Annotated in this window: 18 protein-coding genes and 1 riboswitch; of the genes, 11 read left to right on the plus strand and 7 right to left on the minus strand. The window is 68.9% G+C overall.

Features of this window, described 5'->3' with window-relative positions:
- The first annotated feature begins 10 nt into the window (after positions 1-10).
- Positions 11-817: an NADH-dependent enoyl-ACP reductase InhA gene (gene inhA, locus IM25_RS16720; protein ID WP_006551519.1), complete on the plus strand. Its 807-nt coding sequence runs from the start codon at positions 11-13 to the stop codon at positions 815-817.
- A gap of 22 nt (positions 818-839) precedes the next feature.
- Positions 840-1,916: a ferrochelatase gene (locus tag IM25_RS16725; RefSeq protein ID WP_006551520.1), complete on the plus strand. Its 1,077-nt coding sequence runs from the start codon at positions 840-842 to the stop codon at positions 1,914-1,916.
- A gap of 13 nt (positions 1,917-1,929) precedes the next feature.
- Here IM25_RS16725 and IM25_RS16730 read toward each other — a convergent pair whose 3' ends face one another.
- Positions 1,930-2,610, minus strand: a complete 681-nt coding sequence (locus tag IM25_RS16730; protein WP_024100829.1) for a winged helix-turn-helix transcriptional regulator — start codon at positions 2,608-2,610, stop codon at positions 1,930-1,932.
- Positions 2,611-2,779: 169 nt separating this feature from the next.
- Between IM25_RS16730 and IM25_RS16735 the strand changes: the two genes are divergently transcribed.
- A complete protein-coding gene (locus IM25_RS16735; protein ID WP_019289307.1) occupies positions 2,780-3,610 on the plus strand; it encodes a class I SAM-dependent methyltransferase in 831 nt (276 codons plus the stop codon).
- Positions 3,611-3,693: 83 nt separating this feature from the next.
- On the opposite strand, the gene IM25_RS16740 is transcribed toward IM25_RS16735, so the two are convergent.
- A complete protein-coding gene (locus IM25_RS16740; protein WP_033096634.1) occupies positions 3,694-4,503 on the minus strand; it encodes a hypothetical protein in 810 nt (269 codons plus the stop codon).
- An 82-nt stretch (positions 4,504-4,585) separates the two neighbouring features.
- Here IM25_RS16740 and IM25_RS16745 point away from each other — a divergent pair, with 82 nt between their 5' ends.
- From IM25_RS16745 to IM25_RS16760, 3 genes are all read left to right on the plus strand, one after another.
- Positions 4,586-5,419 (plus strand): DUF3097 domain-containing protein, encoded by an 834-nt coding sequence (locus tag IM25_RS16745; RefSeq protein ID WP_006551524.1) that lies wholly within the window; start codon positions 4,586-4,588, stop codon positions 5,417-5,419.
- Positions 5,420-6,050: 631 nt separating this feature from the next.
- Positions 6,051-6,491 carry an NfeD family protein gene (locus IM25_RS16755; RefSeq protein WP_033096636.1) on the plus strand — a complete coding sequence of 147 codons (441 nt, stop codon included), beginning with the start codon at positions 6,051-6,053 and terminating at the stop codon, positions 6,489-6,491.
- A 2-nt stretch (positions 6,492-6,493) separates the two neighbouring features.
- A complete protein-coding gene (locus IM25_RS16760; protein ID WP_006551527.1) occupies positions 6,494-7,735 on the plus strand; it encodes an SPFH domain-containing protein in 1,242 nt (413 codons plus the stop codon).
- A 53-nt stretch (positions 7,736-7,788) separates the two neighbouring features.
- Here IM25_RS16760 and IM25_RS16765 read toward each other — a convergent pair whose 3' ends face one another.
- A complete protein-coding gene (locus IM25_RS16765; protein WP_065996179.1) occupies positions 7,789-8,796 on the minus strand; it encodes a DMT family transporter in 1,008 nt (335 codons plus the stop codon).
- 142 nt (positions 8,797-8,938) lie between these two features.
- Positions 8,939-9,029: riboswitch (glycine riboswitch) on the minus strand.
- Positions 9,030-9,161: 132 nt separating this feature from the next.
- Here IM25_RS16765 and IM25_RS16770 point away from each other — a divergent pair.
- Complete coding sequence (locus IM25_RS16770) at positions 9,162-10,487, plus strand: DUF2254 domain-containing protein (RefSeq protein WP_198162498.1); 1,326 nt, start codon at positions 9,162-9,164, stop codon at positions 10,485-10,487.
- 77 nt (positions 10,488-10,564) lie between these two features.
- Positions 10,565-10,774 carry a DUF2945 domain-containing protein gene (locus IM25_RS16775; RefSeq protein ID WP_006551530.1) on the plus strand — a complete coding sequence of 70 codons (210 nt, stop codon included), beginning with the start codon at positions 10,565-10,567 and terminating at the stop codon, positions 10,772-10,774.
- Positions 10,775-10,791: 17 nt separating this feature from the next.
- Here IM25_RS16775 and IM25_RS16780 read toward each other — a convergent pair whose 3' ends face one another.
- From IM25_RS16780 to IM25_RS26945, 3 genes are all read right to left on the minus strand, one after another.
- Positions 10,792-11,307, minus strand: a complete 516-nt coding sequence (locus IM25_RS16780) for a hypothetical protein (RefSeq protein WP_033096638.1) — start codon at positions 11,305-11,307, stop codon at positions 10,792-10,794.
- Positions 11,304-11,885: a SatD family protein gene (locus IM25_RS16785; protein WP_033096639.1), complete on the minus strand. Its 582-nt coding sequence runs from the start codon at positions 11,883-11,885 to the stop codon at positions 11,304-11,306. Before IM25_RS16785 ends, IM25_RS16780 begins: the two co-directional genes overlap by 4 nt.
- Before the next feature lie 81 nt (positions 11,886-11,966).
- Complete coding sequence (locus IM25_RS26945) at positions 11,967-12,179, minus strand: DUF6875 domain-containing protein (protein ID WP_335739971.1); 213 nt, start codon at positions 12,177-12,179, stop codon at positions 11,967-11,969.
- An 81-nt stretch (positions 12,180-12,260) separates the two neighbouring features.
- Between IM25_RS26945 and IM25_RS16795 the strand changes: the two genes are divergently transcribed.
- On the plus strand, positions 12,261-13,025 hold the full coding sequence (locus IM25_RS16795; protein WP_039587176.1) for a thioesterase domain-containing protein: 765 nt from the start codon (positions 12,261-12,263) through the stop codon (positions 13,023-13,025).
- Here the strand turns inward: IM25_RS16795 and IM25_RS16800 are convergent.
- A complete protein-coding gene (locus IM25_RS16800) occupies positions 13,004-13,675 on the minus strand; it encodes a TVP38/TMEM64 family protein (protein ID WP_006551536.1) in 672 nt (223 codons plus the stop codon). The genes IM25_RS16795 and IM25_RS16800 overlap by 22 nt on opposite strands.
- A gap of 278 nt (positions 13,676-13,953) precedes the next feature.
- Between IM25_RS16800 and IM25_RS16805 the strand changes: the two genes are divergently transcribed.
- Together IM25_RS16805 and scpA are read left to right on the plus strand one after the other, a co-directional pair.
- On the plus strand, positions 13,954-15,819 hold the full coding sequence (locus tag IM25_RS16805) for a methylmalonyl-CoA mutase family protein (RefSeq protein ID WP_065996180.1): 1,866 nt from the start codon (positions 13,954-13,956) through the stop codon (positions 15,817-15,819).
- Complete coding sequence (gene scpA / locus IM25_RS16810; RefSeq protein WP_065996181.1) at positions 15,820-18,066, plus strand: methylmalonyl-CoA mutase; 2,247 nt, start codon at positions 15,820-15,822, stop codon at positions 18,064-18,066.
- The last annotated feature ends 1 nt before the right edge of the window (position 18,067 follow it).

Raw genomic sequence — 18,067 nt, forward strand, 5'->3', positions numbered from 1 at the left:
CGACACACTCATGGGCGGACTGCTCGAGGGCAAGACCATTCTCGTCACCGGCATCATCACCGATGCCTCGATCGCCTTTCACACCGCGAAGGCCGCGCAGGAACAGGGCGCGAAGGTGATCATCACCGGCTTCGAGCGACTCCGGTTGATCGACCGGATCGCGCAGCGTCTCCCGCAGCCGGTGCCGCCGGCGATCTGCCTCGACGTGCAGAACCAGGAGGATCTCGACGGTCTCGCCGACAAGATCCGCGAACTCGCACCGGAGGGGATCGACGGTGTCGTCCACTCCATCGGTTTCGCACCCCGGTCCTGCCTGGGCAGCCCGTTCCTCGACGCGCCCTGGACGGACGTCGCGGTGGCGCTCGAGGTGTCGGCCTACTCCTACGGCGCGCTCGCCAAGGCCGTCCTACCCGTCATGAACGAGGGCGGTTCGATCGTCGGAATGGACTTCGACCCGTCCCGGGCCGTGCCGTTCTACAACTGGATGGGTGTCTCCAAGGCGACGCTCGAGTCGGTGAACCGCTACGTGGCCAAGGAAGTCGGCCCGCGCGGTATCCGTTCGAACCTCGTCGCCGCCGGCCCGATCAAGACGCTCGCGGCCAAGGCCATCGCGGGCGACGCGACCGGCCCGGGCGCGGAGATGAACCGTCTGAACGAGGGGTGGTCGGCGGCGTCCCCGATCGGCTGGGACGTCGACGATCCGACGCCCGTGGCGAAGACCGTGTGTGCGGTGCTGTCCGACTGGCTACCCGGGACAACGGGATCCATCGTCTACGTCGACGGTGGTTTCCACTCCCAGGTCGGCTTCGGCAGCTGACCGTACGACGGAAGGCACTCCCATGACGAACACCCCCGGGGCGTACGACGCGCTGATGCTGCTGTCGTTCGGCGGACCGGAAGGACCCGACGACGTGCGGCCGTTCCTCGAGAACGTCACCCGCGGACGAGGGATCCCGCCGGAACGACTCGACGAGGTCGCGCAGCACTATCTGCACTTCGGGGGTGTCTCGCCGATCAACGCCTTGAACCGGGCGATCATCGACGCCGTCCGCGCCGAGTTCGACGTGCACGGTATCGATCTGCCGATCTATTTCGGCAACCGCAACTGGCATCCCATGGTCGAGGACACCGTCGCGCGGATGCGCGACGAAGGGATCCGTAACGCCCTGGTGTTCGCGACCTCCGCCTGGGGCGGCTACTCGGGTTGCCGGCAGTACCACGAGGACATCGCGCGGGCGCGGGACGCCGTCGAGGACGCCCCGCAGCTGACGAAGCTGCGGCACTTCTACGACCACCCGCTGTTCCTCGATGCCGTCACCGACGCCGTGCGCGCGGCCCGCGTCGAACTCGCCGACGACGTGCGCGATTCCGCGCGCGTGGTGTTCACCGCGCACTCCGTTCCGACCTCCTTCGACGCGACCGGTGGTCCGCCGGAGGAGGGCGGCCGTCTCTACAGCCGGCAGGTCGCCGAAGCGGCGCGGTTGGTGGCCGAGGCGCTCGGCGAGGGCGACTACGACCTGGTGTGGCAGTCGCGGTCCGGTCCGCCGCAGGTGCCGTGGCTCGAACCCGACATCGTCGACCACATCGATGCGCTGCACGAACGGGGAGTCCGAGCCGTCGTGGTCGTGCCGGTCGGGTTCGTCTCCGATCATCTCGAGGTCGTGTGGGATCTCGATACCGAGGCTCGCGATCGGGCCGCTGAGCTGGGCATGGGCTTCTCTCGTGCGGCGACGGCCGGAACCGACCCGCGCTTCGCGCAACTCGTCCGCGAGCTCGTCGAGGAACAGCGGGAGGGGGTCACCGCCCGTCGCTGCGGCACCGAACCGCTGCTCGGGTCCGCGTGCAACGGGAGCCTGTGCGCCGTCGGGTGCTGTGAGCCGCCGAAACGCCCGTCCCGGCCCGCCGCGAACGGATAGATGCCTCCGAGCCTCACCGGGCGGAGTGCCCGGCCGGTGAGGCCAGAGGGGAGTCGAACCAGCGGGGCAGCGATCGGCGCAGGGCGCTCGGACCGTCGACGACTACGGCGCCCGAGCGCAACGCGTCCGGCCAGGTCGCTTCGCCACGCCAGATCTCGGTCAGCTCCCGCAGTCCCGTCGTCACCCGGATCGAGACCTCGAATCCCGGGTCCTCGTCGCACACGTCGACGTCGTGCGGCGTGATGACCATCCACCACCGGCGCGACGCGTGAGTGACCGTCGGGAAGACGAACTCCACGACCACCCGGGATTCCGGCAGGGCCGCATGGTCGACGTGCCGGTGCATGTCCCACATCAGCAGTCGCGGATCGAGGTCGACCTCGCCGAGTTTCCCGGTCCACCGCGTGCCCCACGCACCGAGTGCGTCGACGACGGTCTCGAGATCGCGTCCCGCCGGGGTGAGCACGTATCGGACGTCGTTTCCGTCCTCGAGGCGCTGCACGATGCCCGCCGCTGTGAGCTGGTGCATCCGCTTCGACAACAGCGTCGGCGACATGCGGGGCAGGCCGCGTCGGAGGTCGTTGAACCGTTCGCTGCCGAGCACGAGTTCGCGCACCACGAGCAGCGTCCACCTCTCGTCGAACAACTCCATCGCCTTGGCGACGGGACAGAACTGGTGGTAGGGCGGGCCCATGATCGGATCGTAGGCCGGTCCGACCGCCGCGACCAGCACGGATGAGCGGCGGTGCAGTACAGATTGTGTACTGGAGGACACCGCGTCCGCGTTCCTACAGTCGATTCGTGACCCGGGCCGCTTCCGAGACGGTGCCGAAGCCGGGTCCCTCGACAGGAGGAATCCTCTGATGACCGACATCTCCACGACACACGACGCCGATCTCGCCCTGAAGGCCAAGCACCGGGCGATGTGGGCACTCGGCAACTATCCAGCGGTGGCGACCGAGGTCATCGCCGAACTCGGCCCCGCTCTCGTGGCCGCGACCGGAATCGGTCCGGGCGACCGTGTCCTGGACATCGCCGCCGGATCGGGCAATGCGTCGATCCCCGCCGCGCTCACCGGTGCGACGGTGCTCGCGACCGACCTGACCCCGGAACTGTTCGAGGTCGGCCGCCGTGACGCCGAAGCGGCAGGTGCGACGCTCGACTGGCAGGAAGCCGATGCCGAAGCGCTCCCGTTCGACGATGCGAGCTTCGATGCCGTGATCTCTTGCGTGGGAGTGATGTTCGCGCCCCACCACCGGGCCGCGGCCGACGAACTGCTCCGGGTGACCCGCCCGGGCGGACGTATCGGGCTACTGAGCTGGACCCCCACCGGCTTCATCGGGCAGATGTTCGCGACGATGAAACCGTATGCGCCACCGCCCCCGCCGGGTGCACAGCCGCCGCCGCTGTGGGGCGACGAGGTGCACGTGCGCGAGCTGATCGGCGACCGTGTCACCGACCTGCAGGCACGCACCGAGAACCTGCGCGTCGAACGCTTCGCGACCGGGGAGGACTTCCGCGAGTTCTTCAAGTCCGCCTACGGCCCCACCATCGCGGTGTACCGCAACATCGCGGACGACCACGATCGGGTCGCGGCTCTCGATCTCGACCTGCTCGAACTCGCCCAACGTCACGATCTCGGTGGGGGAGCGATGAATTGGGAGTACCTGTTGGTCACCGCGCAACGGAGTTGACGCGCACTGGAGTCGACGCGCACTGGAGTTGACGCGCACTGGAGTTGACGCGCACTGGAGTTGACGCGCACTGTGGGCCGCGGTCAGTGATGGTGCTCGGCCCGCAGAGCCGCCGCGACCGCACCGGTGCGGGCCTCGCGGACCGCGGCCCACAGCGGCTGCAGCGCGCCCTCGCGGCCGGTGGCGGCGGACACCGAACCGGCCCGCAGACCCCCTCCGCGACCGGCCACGGTGAGGATCGCCGCGACCTGGTCTGCGGTGTCGAGGACGCGCACGGCACGTGCGGGCAGTGACGGGGGATAGCGGTGCCGCGCGAGTTCGGCGACCTTCTCGGCGATCTCCGTCCGCGGATCGGTGCGGCGCCCGTCGGTGCCCACCGTCGGGATTCCGCTCAACGCGGAGGCGGCATCACGAACCGCCTCGCGGATCGCGAACTCGGCCGCACCGAGACCACCGTCGACCGCGATCTCGGGTACCGCCGGCAGCGTGAAGACGTTCCACCGTAGGACGTCCGGACCCTCGATCACGGGTACCAGACCCAGCCCCGGGGTTCCGGGCGCTCCCACGACGACGCCTTCACCGGCAGCCAGCGCCGCGGAGGCGAACGCCGTACCGGCAGGCAACGCGCGGACGTCGCCCGGGGCGGGAAGGACGAGATGCAGACCGGCGCCGGCGGCGGAATCGACGCGGCGGATCAGGGTGAGCAGCAGGGCGGCACCGTCGGCGACACCCTTGTCGGGCAGATCCGCCGCGGAGGCCGTCGCCGCATCGTGGGCACCCACGAGATGCATCGGCGCCCACTCGTGCAGCGCATCGATCACATCGTCGGGGGAGGCGTGACCGGACAGCCACGACCCCGCCCACACGGTCAGCGTCAGGCTCGGAGAACTCACCCCGAAAGCATACGGCGACCGCGCACGGCGGTCCGGCGTGGCAGCGCGAGCGGTCCCGCGCAATGTCCTAGGGTGGACTGGCGTGAGCCCACGCGATATCTACGGCGGCGACATCTACGCCGGTCACGCCCGCACCAAGAAGAAGGCCGTTCCCGAACTCGCAGCGGAGCGCGGCGTCGTCGTCGAGGACGCCGCATCCGGCTGGTGCGGCGCGATCGTGGGAATCGAGAAGACCCACGACGGCGACTTCGTGCGGCTCGAGGACGCGCAGGGACGCACCCGTCTGTTCGCGATGCGCCCCGCGGCCTTCCTGGTCGACGGAGCACCCGTCACCCTCGTCAAACCGAAGATCCGTCCCGCCTCCGCACCGACGAGATCCGCCTCGGGATCCACCCGGGTGGAGGGTTTGCGCGCACGCGTGGCGCGGGGAAGCCGGATCTGGGTGGAGGGCGTGCACGACGCCGCCCTCGTCGAACGGGTGTGGGGGCACGACCTGCGGGTCGAAGGCGTGGTCGTCGAACAACTCGAGGGCCTCGACAATCTCGGCGCCAGGCTGGCCGAGTTCGAACCCGGCTCGGGCCGACGCGTCGGTGTGCTCGCCGACCACCTCGTCACCGGGTCCAAGGAGGAGCATCTCACCGCGAATCTAGGTCCGCACGTGATGGTCACCGGCCATCCCTACATCGACGTGTGGCAGGCCGTGAAACCGAAGGCCGTGGGCATCGACGCCTGGCCCTCCATTCCGCGCGGACAGGACTGGAAGACCGGCGTCTGCCGTGAACTCGGCTGGGGCACGCCGCAGGACGGCTGGCGGCGCGTCTACAACGCCGTGAACTCCTTCCGCGATCTCGAATCGCACCTCATCGGCGCCGTGGAGCGCCTCGTCGACTTCGTCACCGAACCCGACGAGGGCTGACCGAGCGCAACCATGACGGTGGGGTGGGTGTCCTGGAGCGACAGCGCCCGGAACAGGAACATCGGCCGGATGCGGCGGTCTGCCGGCGACCGGACGAAGGTGCGGTCGGCGACGGGTACATCGTCCTCGATGTTTGCGCGAACGCGCTGTGCGGGAGTGACTTCCATTGCCGGACTCCTCGGGTGCGAAGCCTGGGGAACGGATGCGGACATCAGCTGTCGGTGGAGGGGGAGGGCGGCTTCGTTGTCGACGAATCGTCGTGCGACCGGGTGGTAGCGAACGGTGCGGACCGCTTCGACGATCCATTCGACGGCGCGCTCGTACGGGTCCTCGATGTCGTCGATGGCCGCGTGGAACCGCCTGACGAGCTGATCGAGCTCCCACGAGGAGTGAACGCGCGGGGGTGATGCCGGTAGTTCGGGGACGGTATCACCGATTTCCCAACGGCAAAAGGATGTGTTTCGGCTGCCTCCACTTATGAAGCCGGGGTGAAATTCCGGTCGGGACGGAAAGCCGAAGAATATAGAATTACCGACCTGAGATCTTCCCTGCGGAAAGCAGCCTCGAGGACGAAGGGCCAAGACCGCTTCCTCCACCAGGGCATCTGCCAGGATGTCCGATTTGTGGTTCGATGGTGATCGTGGCCGCATTGATTTGGTTGATCGCCGGAGTGGCGTTGGCGGCCGGCGAAGCGCTCACGGGCGATTTCGCGCTGCTGATGCTCGGCGGTGCAGCGCTCGTCACCGGCGGTGTCTCCGCGGTGACCGATCTGCCCGTCTGGATCGACGCGGTGATTTTCGCCGTGACCTCGCTGGTTCTGCTGCTCGGTGTCCGGCCGATGCTGAGGCGCCGGTACTCCCAGCCGCCCGCTCTGCCCACCGGGATCGACGCTCTCCCGGGCAAGCACGCGTTGGTCCTCGAGCAGGTGGGGGAGCATTCCGGGCGCGTGAAGATCGACGGTGAGGTGTGGACCGCCAGGCCGCTGGACGCCACCGAGGTGTACGGGCCGGGAACGACAGTGACAGTGATGCAGATAGACGGCGCGACTGCCGTCGTGTGGAGGGGTGTCTGAGGATGGAAGCTCTGATCGTGCTCGCCGTAGTGGTGGCACTGGTCGTGGTGGTCGTGGCCAAATCGGTATCGCTGGTACCGCAAGCGGAGGCCGCGGTCATCGAACGTCTCGGCCGGTACTACCGGACGGCGTCGGGTCAGCTCACCTTCCTGGTGCCCTTCGTCGACCGCATCCGCGCGAAGGTCGATCTACGCGAACGTGTCGTCTCGTTCCCGCCGCAGCCGGTCATCACCCAGGACAACCTGACGCTGAGCATCGACACGGTCGTGTACTTCCAGGTGACGAACCCGCAGGCGGCGGTCTACGAGATCAGCAACTACATCGCCGCGGTCGAGCAGCTCACCGTCACCACGCTCCGCAACGTCGTCGGCGGAATGACCCTCGAGGAGACGCTCACCTCCCGCGACTCCATCAACGGTCAGCTCCGCGGTGTGCTCGACGAAGCGACCGGCCGATGGGGCCTGCGTGTCGCCCGGGTCGAACTCAAGAGCATCGATCCGCCGCCGTCGATCCAGGAATCGATGGAGAAGCAGATGAAGGCCGACCGCGAGAAGCGCGCGATGATCCTCACGGCCGAGGGTCACCGTGAATCCGCGATCAAGACCGCCGAGGGCGACAAGCAGTCGCGCATCCTCTCCGCCGAGGGTGCGAAGCAGGCCGCAATCCTCGAAGCCGAGGCCGACCGGCAGTCGCGGATCCTGCGCGCGCAGGGTGATCGCGCGGCGCGCTACCTCGAGGCCCAGGGCGAGGCGAAGTCCATCGAGAAGGTCTTCGCCGCGATCAAGGCCGGCAAGCCCACTCCGGAGCTGCTCGCCTACCAGTACCTGCAGACCCTGCCGCAGATGGCCCAGGGCGATGCGAACAAGATGTGGGTGGTGCCGAGCGACTTCGGCAAGGCGCTCGAAGGATTCGCGCGGACGCTCGGCGCGCCCGGCGAGGACGGCGTCTTCCGCTTCGAGCCGAGTCCTGTCGACGAGGAACTGCAACGGCCCGAGGACGACAGTGCCGAGGTCGAGGATTGGTTCGCGACCAAGCGCGATCCCGAGGTGGCCCAGGCCGTCGCCGAAGCCGAGGCGGTCGCGCGAAAGCCGGTCGACCCCGCAGTGCGGACGGGTCTCGCCACGGAGGGGACGCAGAGGGGTGCCGGTGAAGTACAGTCGGCGTTGCCCGCAACGCCGCCGGCGCAGCGCTGGATGACGAACGACGCATCCGAGCAGCCGGCCGAGCCGCCGCAACAGCAGTAACGGAAACCGATGACGAGTGGGAGGGCGCGCCGACCGGCGCGCCCTCCCACTCGTCATCGGCGGCCGAGCATCGGCAGTGCCATCGCCACCACGATGAGACCGGCGCCCGCGGCGGCGAGCACGGTCACGGACTCTCCGAAGGTGACCATGCCGATCGTCAGCGCGACCACGACTTCGAGGTAGGACAGGCCGGACAGTTCTGCAGCGCGGAGGTGCTTGCCTGCGACGACGAGCAGCCCCAGCGCGAACAGACCGCAGACGACGAAGAATCCACCGGCCCACAACCAGTGCGTCGCGGTCATCCCCGACATGTCGGGTCGGGTCACCGCGACCATCCCACCTGCCGCGACGGCGCCGAAGACGAAGTTCCACAGGGACCGGACGTCGGACGGCATGTCGGTGCGATAGCGGTAGCACAGCAGGGCCCCGCCGTAGAAGACTCCCGAGGCGGCGCCCAGCACGGTACCCAGCGTCTCGTGCTCGCCCCCGGACGATTCACCGCCCACCAGGCCGGCGGCGAGCAACATGCCGGCGAACGCCGTGCCGATCGACAGGGCGTCGAGGCGACCGACCCTCTCCTTCAGGAACACCCGGGCGAGGGCCGTCGCGACGACGGGGCCGAGGTAATGGAGAACCACGGCACGGGACAGGTCGGTCAACACCGTGGCGGACAGATAGGTCGCGAGGGACAGTCCGAGGAGCACACCGCCACCGACGACCGACCAGGACAGGCGGGGCCGGCGCAACTGTCCGAGGCGGCGGGGCAGCGCGATCAGGACGAGCATGCCGATCGCTCCGACCGCCATCCGCCCGAGCGTCAGTGCTTCACCGAGCACCGCGCCTTCGGGAGTGGCCTTGCGGCCGAACAATCCTGCGGCGCCCATCGCGGTCGCGGACAGCACGATCGCGGCGATCCCGAGTCGCCGGTTCGTACGCGGCGGCGACTTCGGGGCGGGGGGGGGAGGGAGAACAGGGCCACGCGACTCGGTCGGTGCAACTTCGGGGCGCTGCTCGAGCAGCGCATGATCGGCGCGCAGGGGCGCGCCCAGGGAAACGGTCACACGTCTACCTCGGGTCCAGGGTGCACGAAACGAGCACCAGCGGGTGTTGTCGTTCCCCGCTCTGTCATCGGACCTGAGAGCTTTCGCGGACGGAGCCGCTTACACCTTCGGTGAACCCGGAAGAGTTGCTTTCCAGAGGAGCCTCGCCGTGGCGGTCTGGGGGGCCTGAGAGATTCCCGGGGAGGTTGCTCCTTCGGCGCCCGCTGTGTGCGGGACTCTCCCGCCGCGGTTCGGTGGCTGTTCAATTGTCCGTCGAGTATCTCATGGACTTGCCGTAACCGTGCCGTAGGGGACATCCGGTGCGTGTGCCCACAGCTCGCTGCGAGTGCCCGCGGTACGGATTGCGGATGGTTAGCTTGGTCGACATGAGTGCTCTGCCGAGACCGTGGATGCAGTTGCGGATCGCCGCGGGCGTATACCGATTCCGGGAGAGTCTGTTCGCGCTGCCCGCGCTGGTCGTCGTCGCCGGAGCCGTGCTCGCGGAGGTGAGCGGCTACATCGATCGGGTCTTCGGCCCCTTCGCGTGGGGCATGAAGATGAACAGCAACGCCGCGATCTGGCTGCTGAGCACCGTGGCGGGTGCCACGATCACCACCGCCGGTGTCGTCTTCTCGTTGACCGTCGTGAGCCTGCAGCTGGCCAGCAGCCAGTTCTCGCCGCGGGTGATGCGGTCCTTCATCCGGGATCGGGCCAGCCAGACGGTGATCGGGGTGCTGGTGGCGACCTTCGTCTACTGCGTGCTGACACTGCGCCACATCGGCGCGGACGACGCCGCACCTGCCCCGACACTGTCGACCACCCTCGCTGTGGTCCTCGCGGTGTCGACCGTGGTGCTCATCATCGCCTATCTCAACCGGGTGGCCCACGGTCTGCAGGTCGGGGAGGTGGTGCGCAGCATCGCCTCGGAGGCCGAGAAGGTCATCTCGAACACGAGCCGGAGTTCGCGCGGCGAGATCCACGTCGACCGGGTGCCGGAGCCGGATTTCACCGAGGGGGCGACGGTGTACGCCCGGCGCGACGGCTGGGTGACCCAGGCGCCGGCCGAGCTCGTTCTCGCCGTGGTACCGCCGGGTTCGGTCGTGCGGATGGAGACGCGTCCCGGCGCGTACATTCACTGCGGGGAACCGCTGCTGCGGATCCATCCGAAGCCGGAACGGGCAATGATCCTGCGGCGGCTCGAGGCGGCCGTGGAGATCTCGAACACGCGCACCATGCAACAGGACGTGGACTTCGCGCTGCGGCAACTCGTCGACATCGCGCTGCGCGCACTGAGCCAGGCGATCAACGACCCGACGACCGCCACCGAGGTGGTGCTCCGGCTCGGCAGTCTGCTGCGCACCCTGCTGGTCACCGACAGTCCGGTGCCGGCGATCGGGGGTGCGGACGGCCGGATTCTGCTGCGTCCGTGGATCCTGTCGCCCGACGAGTACATCGAGCACGCCTTCGAACAGATCCGGCAGGCCGGCTCGGCGCAGCTGCACGTGGCCACGGCGCTCGCCCGGGTGCTGCGCATGCTCATCGATCATCTCTCCGAGCAGGGGCGCACCGGGTCGGTGCCGGCCTTGCAGCACCAGTTGCGTCTGCTCGTCGACGCGGTGGTCGCCCGGCCCGAGTTCCGTCCGGAGGACCTCGAACGTTTCCGTGCCGTCGCCGAGGGGTCCGCGGATCCCGCGGAGCATCGGACGGACTGATCGTCTTGGGGTGTAGGACCGATGGGAGACGGTTATCCGACTGCCACAGGAAGCGAGCCGATCGGGAGGACGACGACATGGCGACCCACTTCTCCGTCGGTGACCATGTCCGATGGAACTCCGAAGCCGGATACGTCGAGGGTGTGATCATTGCGAAGCACACGGAGGACGTGGAGTTCAAGGGGCGCACGCGGCGGTGCAGCGAGGACGAGCCGCAGTACGAGATCCGGAGCGACAAGACCGATCACGTCGCGATGCACAAGGGGAGTGCGCTGAAGAAGACCTGACGGTGGAGATCCCGGCGTCAGGTGATCAGCGCCTGCCCGACTCCGCACACCGCGACCGCCCACAGCACCGAGGTGGACGTGCCGATGATGAACTGTTCGGAGGCGTTCGGTTCGCGTAGTTCGGGATAACGGGCGAGACCCTTCACCGCCATGATGACGGCGATCCCTTCAGGCCATCCGGCGAGGATCGAGGCGGTGACCGCTCCGCGTTCGAGCACGCCGATGACGCGTCCGCCGCGGAGCGGGCCCGGGGGAGGGGTGGGCTCGGGACCGGCATCGGGTTGCCGGCGCGCGATCCGGAACGCCACGAGGACCGCGGGTCCGCCCCCGGTGATCGCCGCCGTGGCGGTGAGAATCTGCGTGGCCGCGAGCGCGACTCCCTGAACCGGTGTGGTCGCGGTGGCGGCGAGGGCTGAACCGGCGAGACCCGCAATGCTCAACGAGGCGGCCGGCCACACCGGCATGCTCGGGCGCAGCGCGAGTGCGGGTCCGAGAGCAGCCACGGCCAGGCACACCAGTGAGAGGACGGTCAACGGTCGGCCCTTTCCAGGAGTCGCCGCACGAGTTCGCGTCCGGCCAGTTCGGCCTGCCACCCGGCGGTGGCGAGGCGCTGGGACACCGCTTGTTTGCTGATGCCGAGACGCTCGGCGATCCGCGCCTGCGACAGGCCCTGACGAGCGAGGTCGACCGCCTCGTGCCCCTGGTCTGTGCGGCGCAGGACGACGGTGGCGAGCAGGGTGAGCGCGGCGTCGACGTCGGCGGTGGCCTCGGTGTCGTCGCCTTCGGCCGCGACCTGCCCAGGGGCGTTCTTGGCGCGTTCGACGGCGGTGCGGGCGTGTTCGAAGGCGGGTCCGCGGCCGGCGCGTGTCTGTTCGGGGAGCGGGGTCTCCACCGGGCCGATTCCCACCCCGATACTCCAGCGTTCCCTCCGGAGGAGGTCGAGGACGAGATCGACGACGAGGGCGGGATCGTCCGCGACGGCCTGGACCTCGTCGCCCGCGGTGCGATCGAAGGGCCGTACCAGCGGAACATCCTGCAGTTCGGTGAGGAGGTCCGCCACGCGGTCGATGTCTCGGCGGCTGCTCCGCTGGTCGACCGTCAAGACGAACATGCGTCAAGTGTGAGGGCTTGATTGTCGATAATCAAGACCTGAAGCTTGACGACCGGAATGTGGGACAGGGACGCGTACAGCCTATCGGCCCGGCTCGTTCCCCGTCAGCTCATGATGTGCGGTGATCGCGTCCACCGCATCGCCGTCGTACTTCATCCGTTTCGCGATGGTGAGGCGGAGTGTCGACGGCAGTGCCGGGGCGAACTTCTTGAAGTAGGCGCACAGCCATTCCTGGCGACCAACGAGAAACGGGAAATCGGTCGTCATCATGTGGCGGGCGACCAGCATCGGCAACGGGGCGTCGAGTGGATGGAAGTCGTGATTCCACAGACCCGGCTGGGTGCAGCCCGGCTAGAACTGGCCGAGCATGAAACCGTGTTCGACGAACCGCGACTTGAATTCCGTGTGGACGACGTCGATCACCTCGAAGCCGCTGAGGTCGCGATCGGCTTGTCCTGGGTGTACGCGGGACTGCTGCGCCACCTGCCGGATCGGCCGGTGTACGGGCTGCAACTGCCGTACCTCTCGGGCGGACCCCTCGACGCGACGCCCGCCGAACTGGCGCACCGCTACGTCGAGGAGATGCGGGCCGTGCAACCGCAAGGTCCCTACACCGTGCTCGGCTGGTCCCAGGGCGGGCTGATCGCCCACCACATGGGTGTCGAACTGCGCGCCGCGGGGGAGACCGTCGACCTGGTCGTCCTCGATTACTACCCGCTCGAACGCGAGCGGCGTGCCCACACCCACGCGGAGCTGCTGGCGGGACTGGGCATCGAACTGCCCCACGCGACGCCGAACGAGATGACCTCCGAGCAGCTGCTCGACGCGGTGAACCGCAGTCTCGGGCACGAGACCGGACTGTCCACCGCCGACCTGGAGCGGATCCTCACGGCCTATGCGCACGTCCATCGGGCCGCGCCGACGCTCGACCTGCGATGTTTCGACGGCGACCTGCTGTTCGTCGCCGCGGCGCGATCGCTCGGCACGGACGACGGTGCGTCACCGGCCCTGTGGCGGCCGTGGGTGTCCGGCACGATCACCGAGCACACGATCGACTGCGACCATCTGGAGATGATGACCCCGGCCGCGCTCGCCGTCCTCGGTCCGATTCTGGCCGACTATCTCGTCGCCGGATCCTGATCCGGCTCGACGACGGCGTCGAGCGCCGAACCGGCGGGCTCGGGGAGTCGAGCCTCGAGCAACAGCCCGGCGAGACCGAGCGCGATGCACACCCCGGTGATCACCATCAGCCGCGGATCGGTCTGCCCGGTCAGGGCGTCGCCGAGGAGTACGACCGCCACGGTGCCCGGCAGGATGCCCACGACCGTCGCGAGTGTGTAGGGGACGAGACGGACCGCCGAGACGGCGCAGCAACAGTTCACGACGAAGAACGGGGCGGCGGCGATCAGCCGCAGGGAGCCGACCGCGAGCCATCCGCGGCGTGCCAGCCGCAGATCGATCGCTTTCGCCGCCGGGTGCGTGAGGCGCGATTCCACGGCCTTGCGTCCGACGGCCCGCACGAGCAGGAACGCCAGGACGGCGCTGACCGTGGAGGCGGCGACCGTCACGCCGATACCGACGGCACTGCCGAACAGCACGCCGGCGCTGAGGGTGAACACCGTGCGCGGAATCGGGGCGATCGTGACCAGGGCGTGGACGGCGAAGAACGCCAGGACAATTGCCGGGCCGTGCACCGATTCCGACCACTCCCGGATCTGGGCGATCGTCGGATGCGGCACCACGAGAGCTACGACGACGAGAGCCGCCACCAGGCCCAGGATGCCGAGCACTCTGCGGTCTGCGGCAAGCCTCGTCACGAGCGTCCACACTACCGGCCGGGCGGTCTCTTGCATCCCCGCGAGCAGAGTGACGAAGGCGGCACGATAACGTTCCGATCGAGGACGTCGTTATCGAGCGCTAGAAAAACTGTGGTGATCCCCACAACGATCGCGCGATGTGCGGGGATAGCATCACACCGAAGGCAACCTACCCATTTCGAGGTTGCCCACCTCCGGCCGACAACGCCGTCCGTACAAAGCCTGCAAACCCGCAGTAGGAGGAATCGCCCGTGTCATTAGCTGCAGAAGCCGAGGATGCCGCGCGCGCATATGCGCAGTGGCAGGACGCGGTGGCGGGGGGGCTGGCCAAGTCCCGACGTGTCGACCCGGCCGAACTCGGACCCGAGCCGCAGCGTCTGCTCGAGACCACGACCTACGACGACGTCACCGTCGCGCCGCTGTACGGCGTCCGCGACGAGCGCGACGAAGCGCCGCTGCCCGGTGAGTTCCCGTTCGTCCGCGGCGGCTCGTCCACGCGCGACGTCAACACCGGCTGGCTCGTCGACGTCCGGTTCACCGGCACCGACGCGGCCTCGGTCAACGAGCGCATCCTCGACGCGCTGAACAACGGCGTCAGCTCGGTGTGGCTCGGTCTCGGCGCCGGCGCGGTCCCCGTGGACGCGCTCGACACCGCGCTCAACGGTGTGCTCCTCGACCTCGCGCCGGTCCGTCTCGACGCCGGTGCCGACGCGGTCGCAGCGACCACCGCCGTGTACTCCGTGCTCGACAACCGCACCGATATCGAGGACCGCGCCGCCGTGCGCATCTTCCTCGGTGCAGCGCCGCTCACGAGCGCGTTCTCCGAGCGTCCCGACGTATCTCTCGACGAGGCCGTCGAGCTGGCACGGGCCGCCGCCGACCGCACCGAAGCGGTGCGTGCCCTCACCGTGGACGGCACCGCCTTCCACAACGCCGGTTCGTCCGACGCCGAAGAACTCGGTGCCGCGATCGCCGCCGGCCTCGATTATGTGCGAGCACTCGTCGACGCCGGGGTTCCCGTTGCGGCCGCGCTCGGTCAGCTCGAATTCCGTCTCGCCGCGACCGACGACCAGTTCCAGACCATCGCCAAGTTCCGCGCGGGTCGTCAGGTGTGGGCGCGCGTCGCCCAGGTCGCCGGTGCCCCCGAGGCCGGCAACGCTCCGCAGCACGCCGTGACCTCCGCGGCGATGATGGCCCAGCGCGATCCGTGGGTGAACATGCTGCGCACGACCCTCGCTGCGTTCGGCGCGGGTGTCGGTGGCGCCGACGCCGTCACGGTCCTGCCGTTCGACTCCGCACTGCCGGCCGGTGTGCTCGAGGTGTCCGAGGCGTTCTCCGCCCGGATCGCCCGCAACACCCAGCTGCTGCTGCTCGAGGAGTCCAACCTCGGGCGCGTTCTCGATCCCGCCGCCGGTTCCTGGTACGTCGAGGAACTGACCGCGCAGATCGCAGAGAAGGCATGGGGCTTCTTCCAGGAGATCGAGGCGGCCGGTGGCTACCGCGCCGCTCTCGAGGCAGGGCTGATCGCCGAGCGTGTCGCGCAGACGCGTGCCCGCCGCGAGTCCGACATCGCGCACCGCACGTTCTCGGTGACCGGGGTCAACGAGTTCCCGAACCTGGCCGAGAAGCCGCTGCCGGTCGGTGTCGCCGAGGCCGGCGCGTCCGCCGCGCGGTACGCCGCACCGTTCGAGGCGCTGCGCGACCGCTCGGATGCCTACCTGGCCTCGCACGGTGCCCGCCCGCGGGTGCTGCTCGCCCCGCTCGGGCCGATCGCCGAACACAACGTACGGGCGACCTTCGCGACGAACCTGCTCGCCGCCGGTGGCATCGAAGCGGTCAATCCCGGACCGCTCGATCTCGACGCCGACCTGTCGTCCCTGGTGGGCGACACCGGAACGTCCGTCGCCGTGCTGTGCGGCACCGACACCCGCTACGGCGAGCAGGCCGGTACGGCCACCTCTGCGCTGCGTGCGGCGGGGATCACGACGGTGCTGCTGGCCGGACCCGAGAAGGCCGTGAAGGACGCGCAGGGGGACGATCGTCCGGACGGCTTCCTCACCGCGCGCATCGACGCCGTCGCCGCCCTCACCGACCTGCTGAACACTCTGGGAGCGTAAGTGAGCATCGAACACGAAATCGGCAGCTTCGCCGACGTCCCGTTGACGGACCCGGCCGCGCCGGCGCCCACCGCTCCCACCGCGGAGCAGGCCGCCGCGCTCGTCGAGTCCGTCGCCGAGGCGAACAACTACAGCACCGAAGACGTCGTGTGGTCGACGCCCGAGGGCATCGACGTCAAGCCGGTCTACACCAAGGCCGACCGCGACGCCGTCGTCGCCGAGGGCTACCCGCTCGGCAGCTACCCGGGTCTGGCCCCGTTCGTGCGCGGGCCGTACCCGACGATGTACGTGAACCAGCCGTGGACCATCCGGCAGTACGCCGGCTTCTCCACCGCCGCCGAGTCCAACGCCTTCTACCGGCGCAACCTCGCCGCCGGTCAGAAGGGCCTGTCGGTGGCCTTCGACCTGGCCACGCACCGCGGCTACGACTCCGATCACCCGCGTGTACAGGGTGACGTCGGTATGGCCGGTGTCGCGATCGACTCGATCCTCGACATGCGTCAGTTGTTCGACGGCATCGATCTGTCGCAGGTGTCGGTGTCGATGACCATGAACGGCGCGGTGCTGCCGATCCTGGCGCTGTACGTCGTGGCGGCGGAGGAGCAGGGCGTCAAGCCCGAGCAGCTGGCCGGAACCATCCAGAACGACATTCTGAAGGAGTTCATGGTCCGCAACACCTACATCTCCCCGCCGAAGCCGTCGATGCGGATCATCTCCGACATCTTCGCGTACACCTCGGCGAAGATGCCGCGCTTCAACTCGATCTCGATCTCCGGCTACCACATCCAGGAAGCCGGCGCGACGGCCGACCTCGAGCTCGCGTACACCCTCGCGGACGGCATGGAGTACATCCGCGCCGGACTCGACGCCGGCATGGACGTCGACAAGTTCGCGCCGCGCCTGTCGTTCTTCTGGGCGATCGGCATGAACTTCTTCATGGAGGTCGCGAAGCTGCGCGCAGGTCGCCTGCTGTGGAGCGAGCTCGTCGAGAAGTTCGGGGCGAAGAACCCGAAGTCGAAATCGCTGCGCACCCACTCGCAGACCTCCGGCTGGTCGCTCACCGCACAGGACGTCTTCAACAACGTCGCCCGCACGTGCGTCGAGGCGATGGCCGCGACCCAGGGCCACACCCAGTCGCTGCACACCAACGCGCTCGACGAGGCGCTGGCACTGCCCACCGACTTCTCGGCGCGCATCGCCCGCAACACCCAGCTGCTGCTGCAGCAGGAGTCGGGCACTACGCGGCCCATCGACCCGTGGGGCGGCTCGCACTACGTCGAGTGGCTCACCCACGAGCTGGCCGACAAGGCCCGCGCCCACATCGCCGAGGTCGAGGCCGCCGGCGGTATGGCACAGGCGATCTCGGAGGGCATCCCGAAGCTGCGCATCGAGGAGGCGGCCGCCCGCACCCAGGCGCGCATCGACTCCGGTCGTCAGCCCGTCATCGGCGTCAACAAGTACCAGGTGACCGAGGACCACGAGATCGAGGTCCTCAAGGTCGAGAACTCGCGTGTGCGGGCCGAGCAGCTGGCCAAGCTCGAGCAACTGCGCGCCGACCGGGACGAGGAGGCCACCCGCGCCGCCCTCGACGCGCTCACCCGCGCCGCCGGTGCGCAGAGCCAGGGTCTCGACAACAACCTGCTCGCGCTGGCCATCGACGCGGCCCGCGCGAAGGCCACCGTCGGTGAGATCTCGGACGCCCTGGAGAAGGTCTACGGCCGCCACCAGGCCGAGATCCGTACGATCAGCGGCGTGTACCGCGACGAGGCCGGCAAGGCCACCAACATCACCGCCGCAACCGAACTGGTCGAGAAGTTCGCCGAGGAGGAGGGTCGTCGCCCCCGCATCCTCGTCGCGAAGATGGGCCAGGACGGTCACGACCGAGGCCAGAAGGTGATCGCCACGGCTTTCGCCGACCTCGGATTCGACGTCGACGTGGGACCGCTGTTCCAGACCCCCGAAGAGGTCGCCCAGCAGGCGGCCGACAACGACGTGCACGTCGTCGGCGTGTCGTCGTTGGCCGCGGGTCACCTGACGCTGGTCCCTGCCCTCAAGCAGGCGCTGGCCGAGGTGGGCCGCGAGGACATCACGATCGTCGTCGGTGGTGTCATCCCGCCGGGCGACTTCGACGAGCTCTACGCGGCGGGTGCGGCGGCGATCTTCCCGCCCGGCACCGTGATCGCGGATGCGGCGACCGGTCTGCTGACCAAGCTCGCCGCGCAGCTCGGCCACCACCTCGGAGGCTGAC

Origin of the sequence: Rhodococcus sp. p52, from assembly GCF_000763325.2 — a bacterium.
In the GTDB taxonomy this organism is placed as follows: domain Bacteria; phylum Actinomycetota; class Actinomycetes; order Mycobacteriales; family Mycobacteriaceae; genus Rhodococcus; species Rhodococcus pyridinivorans.

Bases quoted from the DNA above. Each gene is read 5' to 3' on its own strand.
- IM25_RS16725 (WP_006551520.1), top strand. From the start codon at position 840: ATGACGAACACCCCCGGGGCGTACGACGCGCTGATGCTGCTGTCGTTC.
- inhA (WP_006551519.1), top strand. From the start codon at position 11: ATGGGCGGACTGCTCGAGGGCAAGACCATTCTCGTCACCGGCATCATC.
- IM25_RS16735 (WP_019289307.1), top strand. From the start codon at position 2,780: ATGACCGACATCTCCACGACACACGACGCCGATCTCGCCCTGAAGGCC.
- IM25_RS16760 (WP_006551527.1), top strand. From the start codon at position 6,494: ATGGAAGCTCTGATCGTGCTCGCCGTAGTGGTGGCACTGGTCGTGGTG.
- IM25_RS16775 (WP_006551530.1), top strand. From the start codon at position 10,565: ATGGCGACCCACTTCTCCGTCGGTGACCATGTCCGATGGAACTCCGAA.
- IM25_RS16730 (WP_024100829.1), bottom strand. From the start codon at position 2,610: ATGGGCCCGCCCTACCACCAGTTCTGTCCCGTCGCCAAGGCGATGGAG.
- IM25_RS16785 (WP_033096639.1), bottom strand. From the start codon at position 11,885: ATGTTCGTCTTGACGGTCGACCAGCGGAGCAGCCGCCGAGACATCGAC.
- IM25_RS16755 (WP_033096636.1), top strand. From the start codon at position 6,051: ATGGTGATCGTGGCCGCATTGATTTGGTTGATCGCCGGAGTGGCGTTG.
- IM25_RS16770 (WP_198162498.1), top strand. From the start codon at position 9,162: ATGAGTGCTCTGCCGAGACCGTGGATGCAGTTGCGGATCGCCGCGGGC.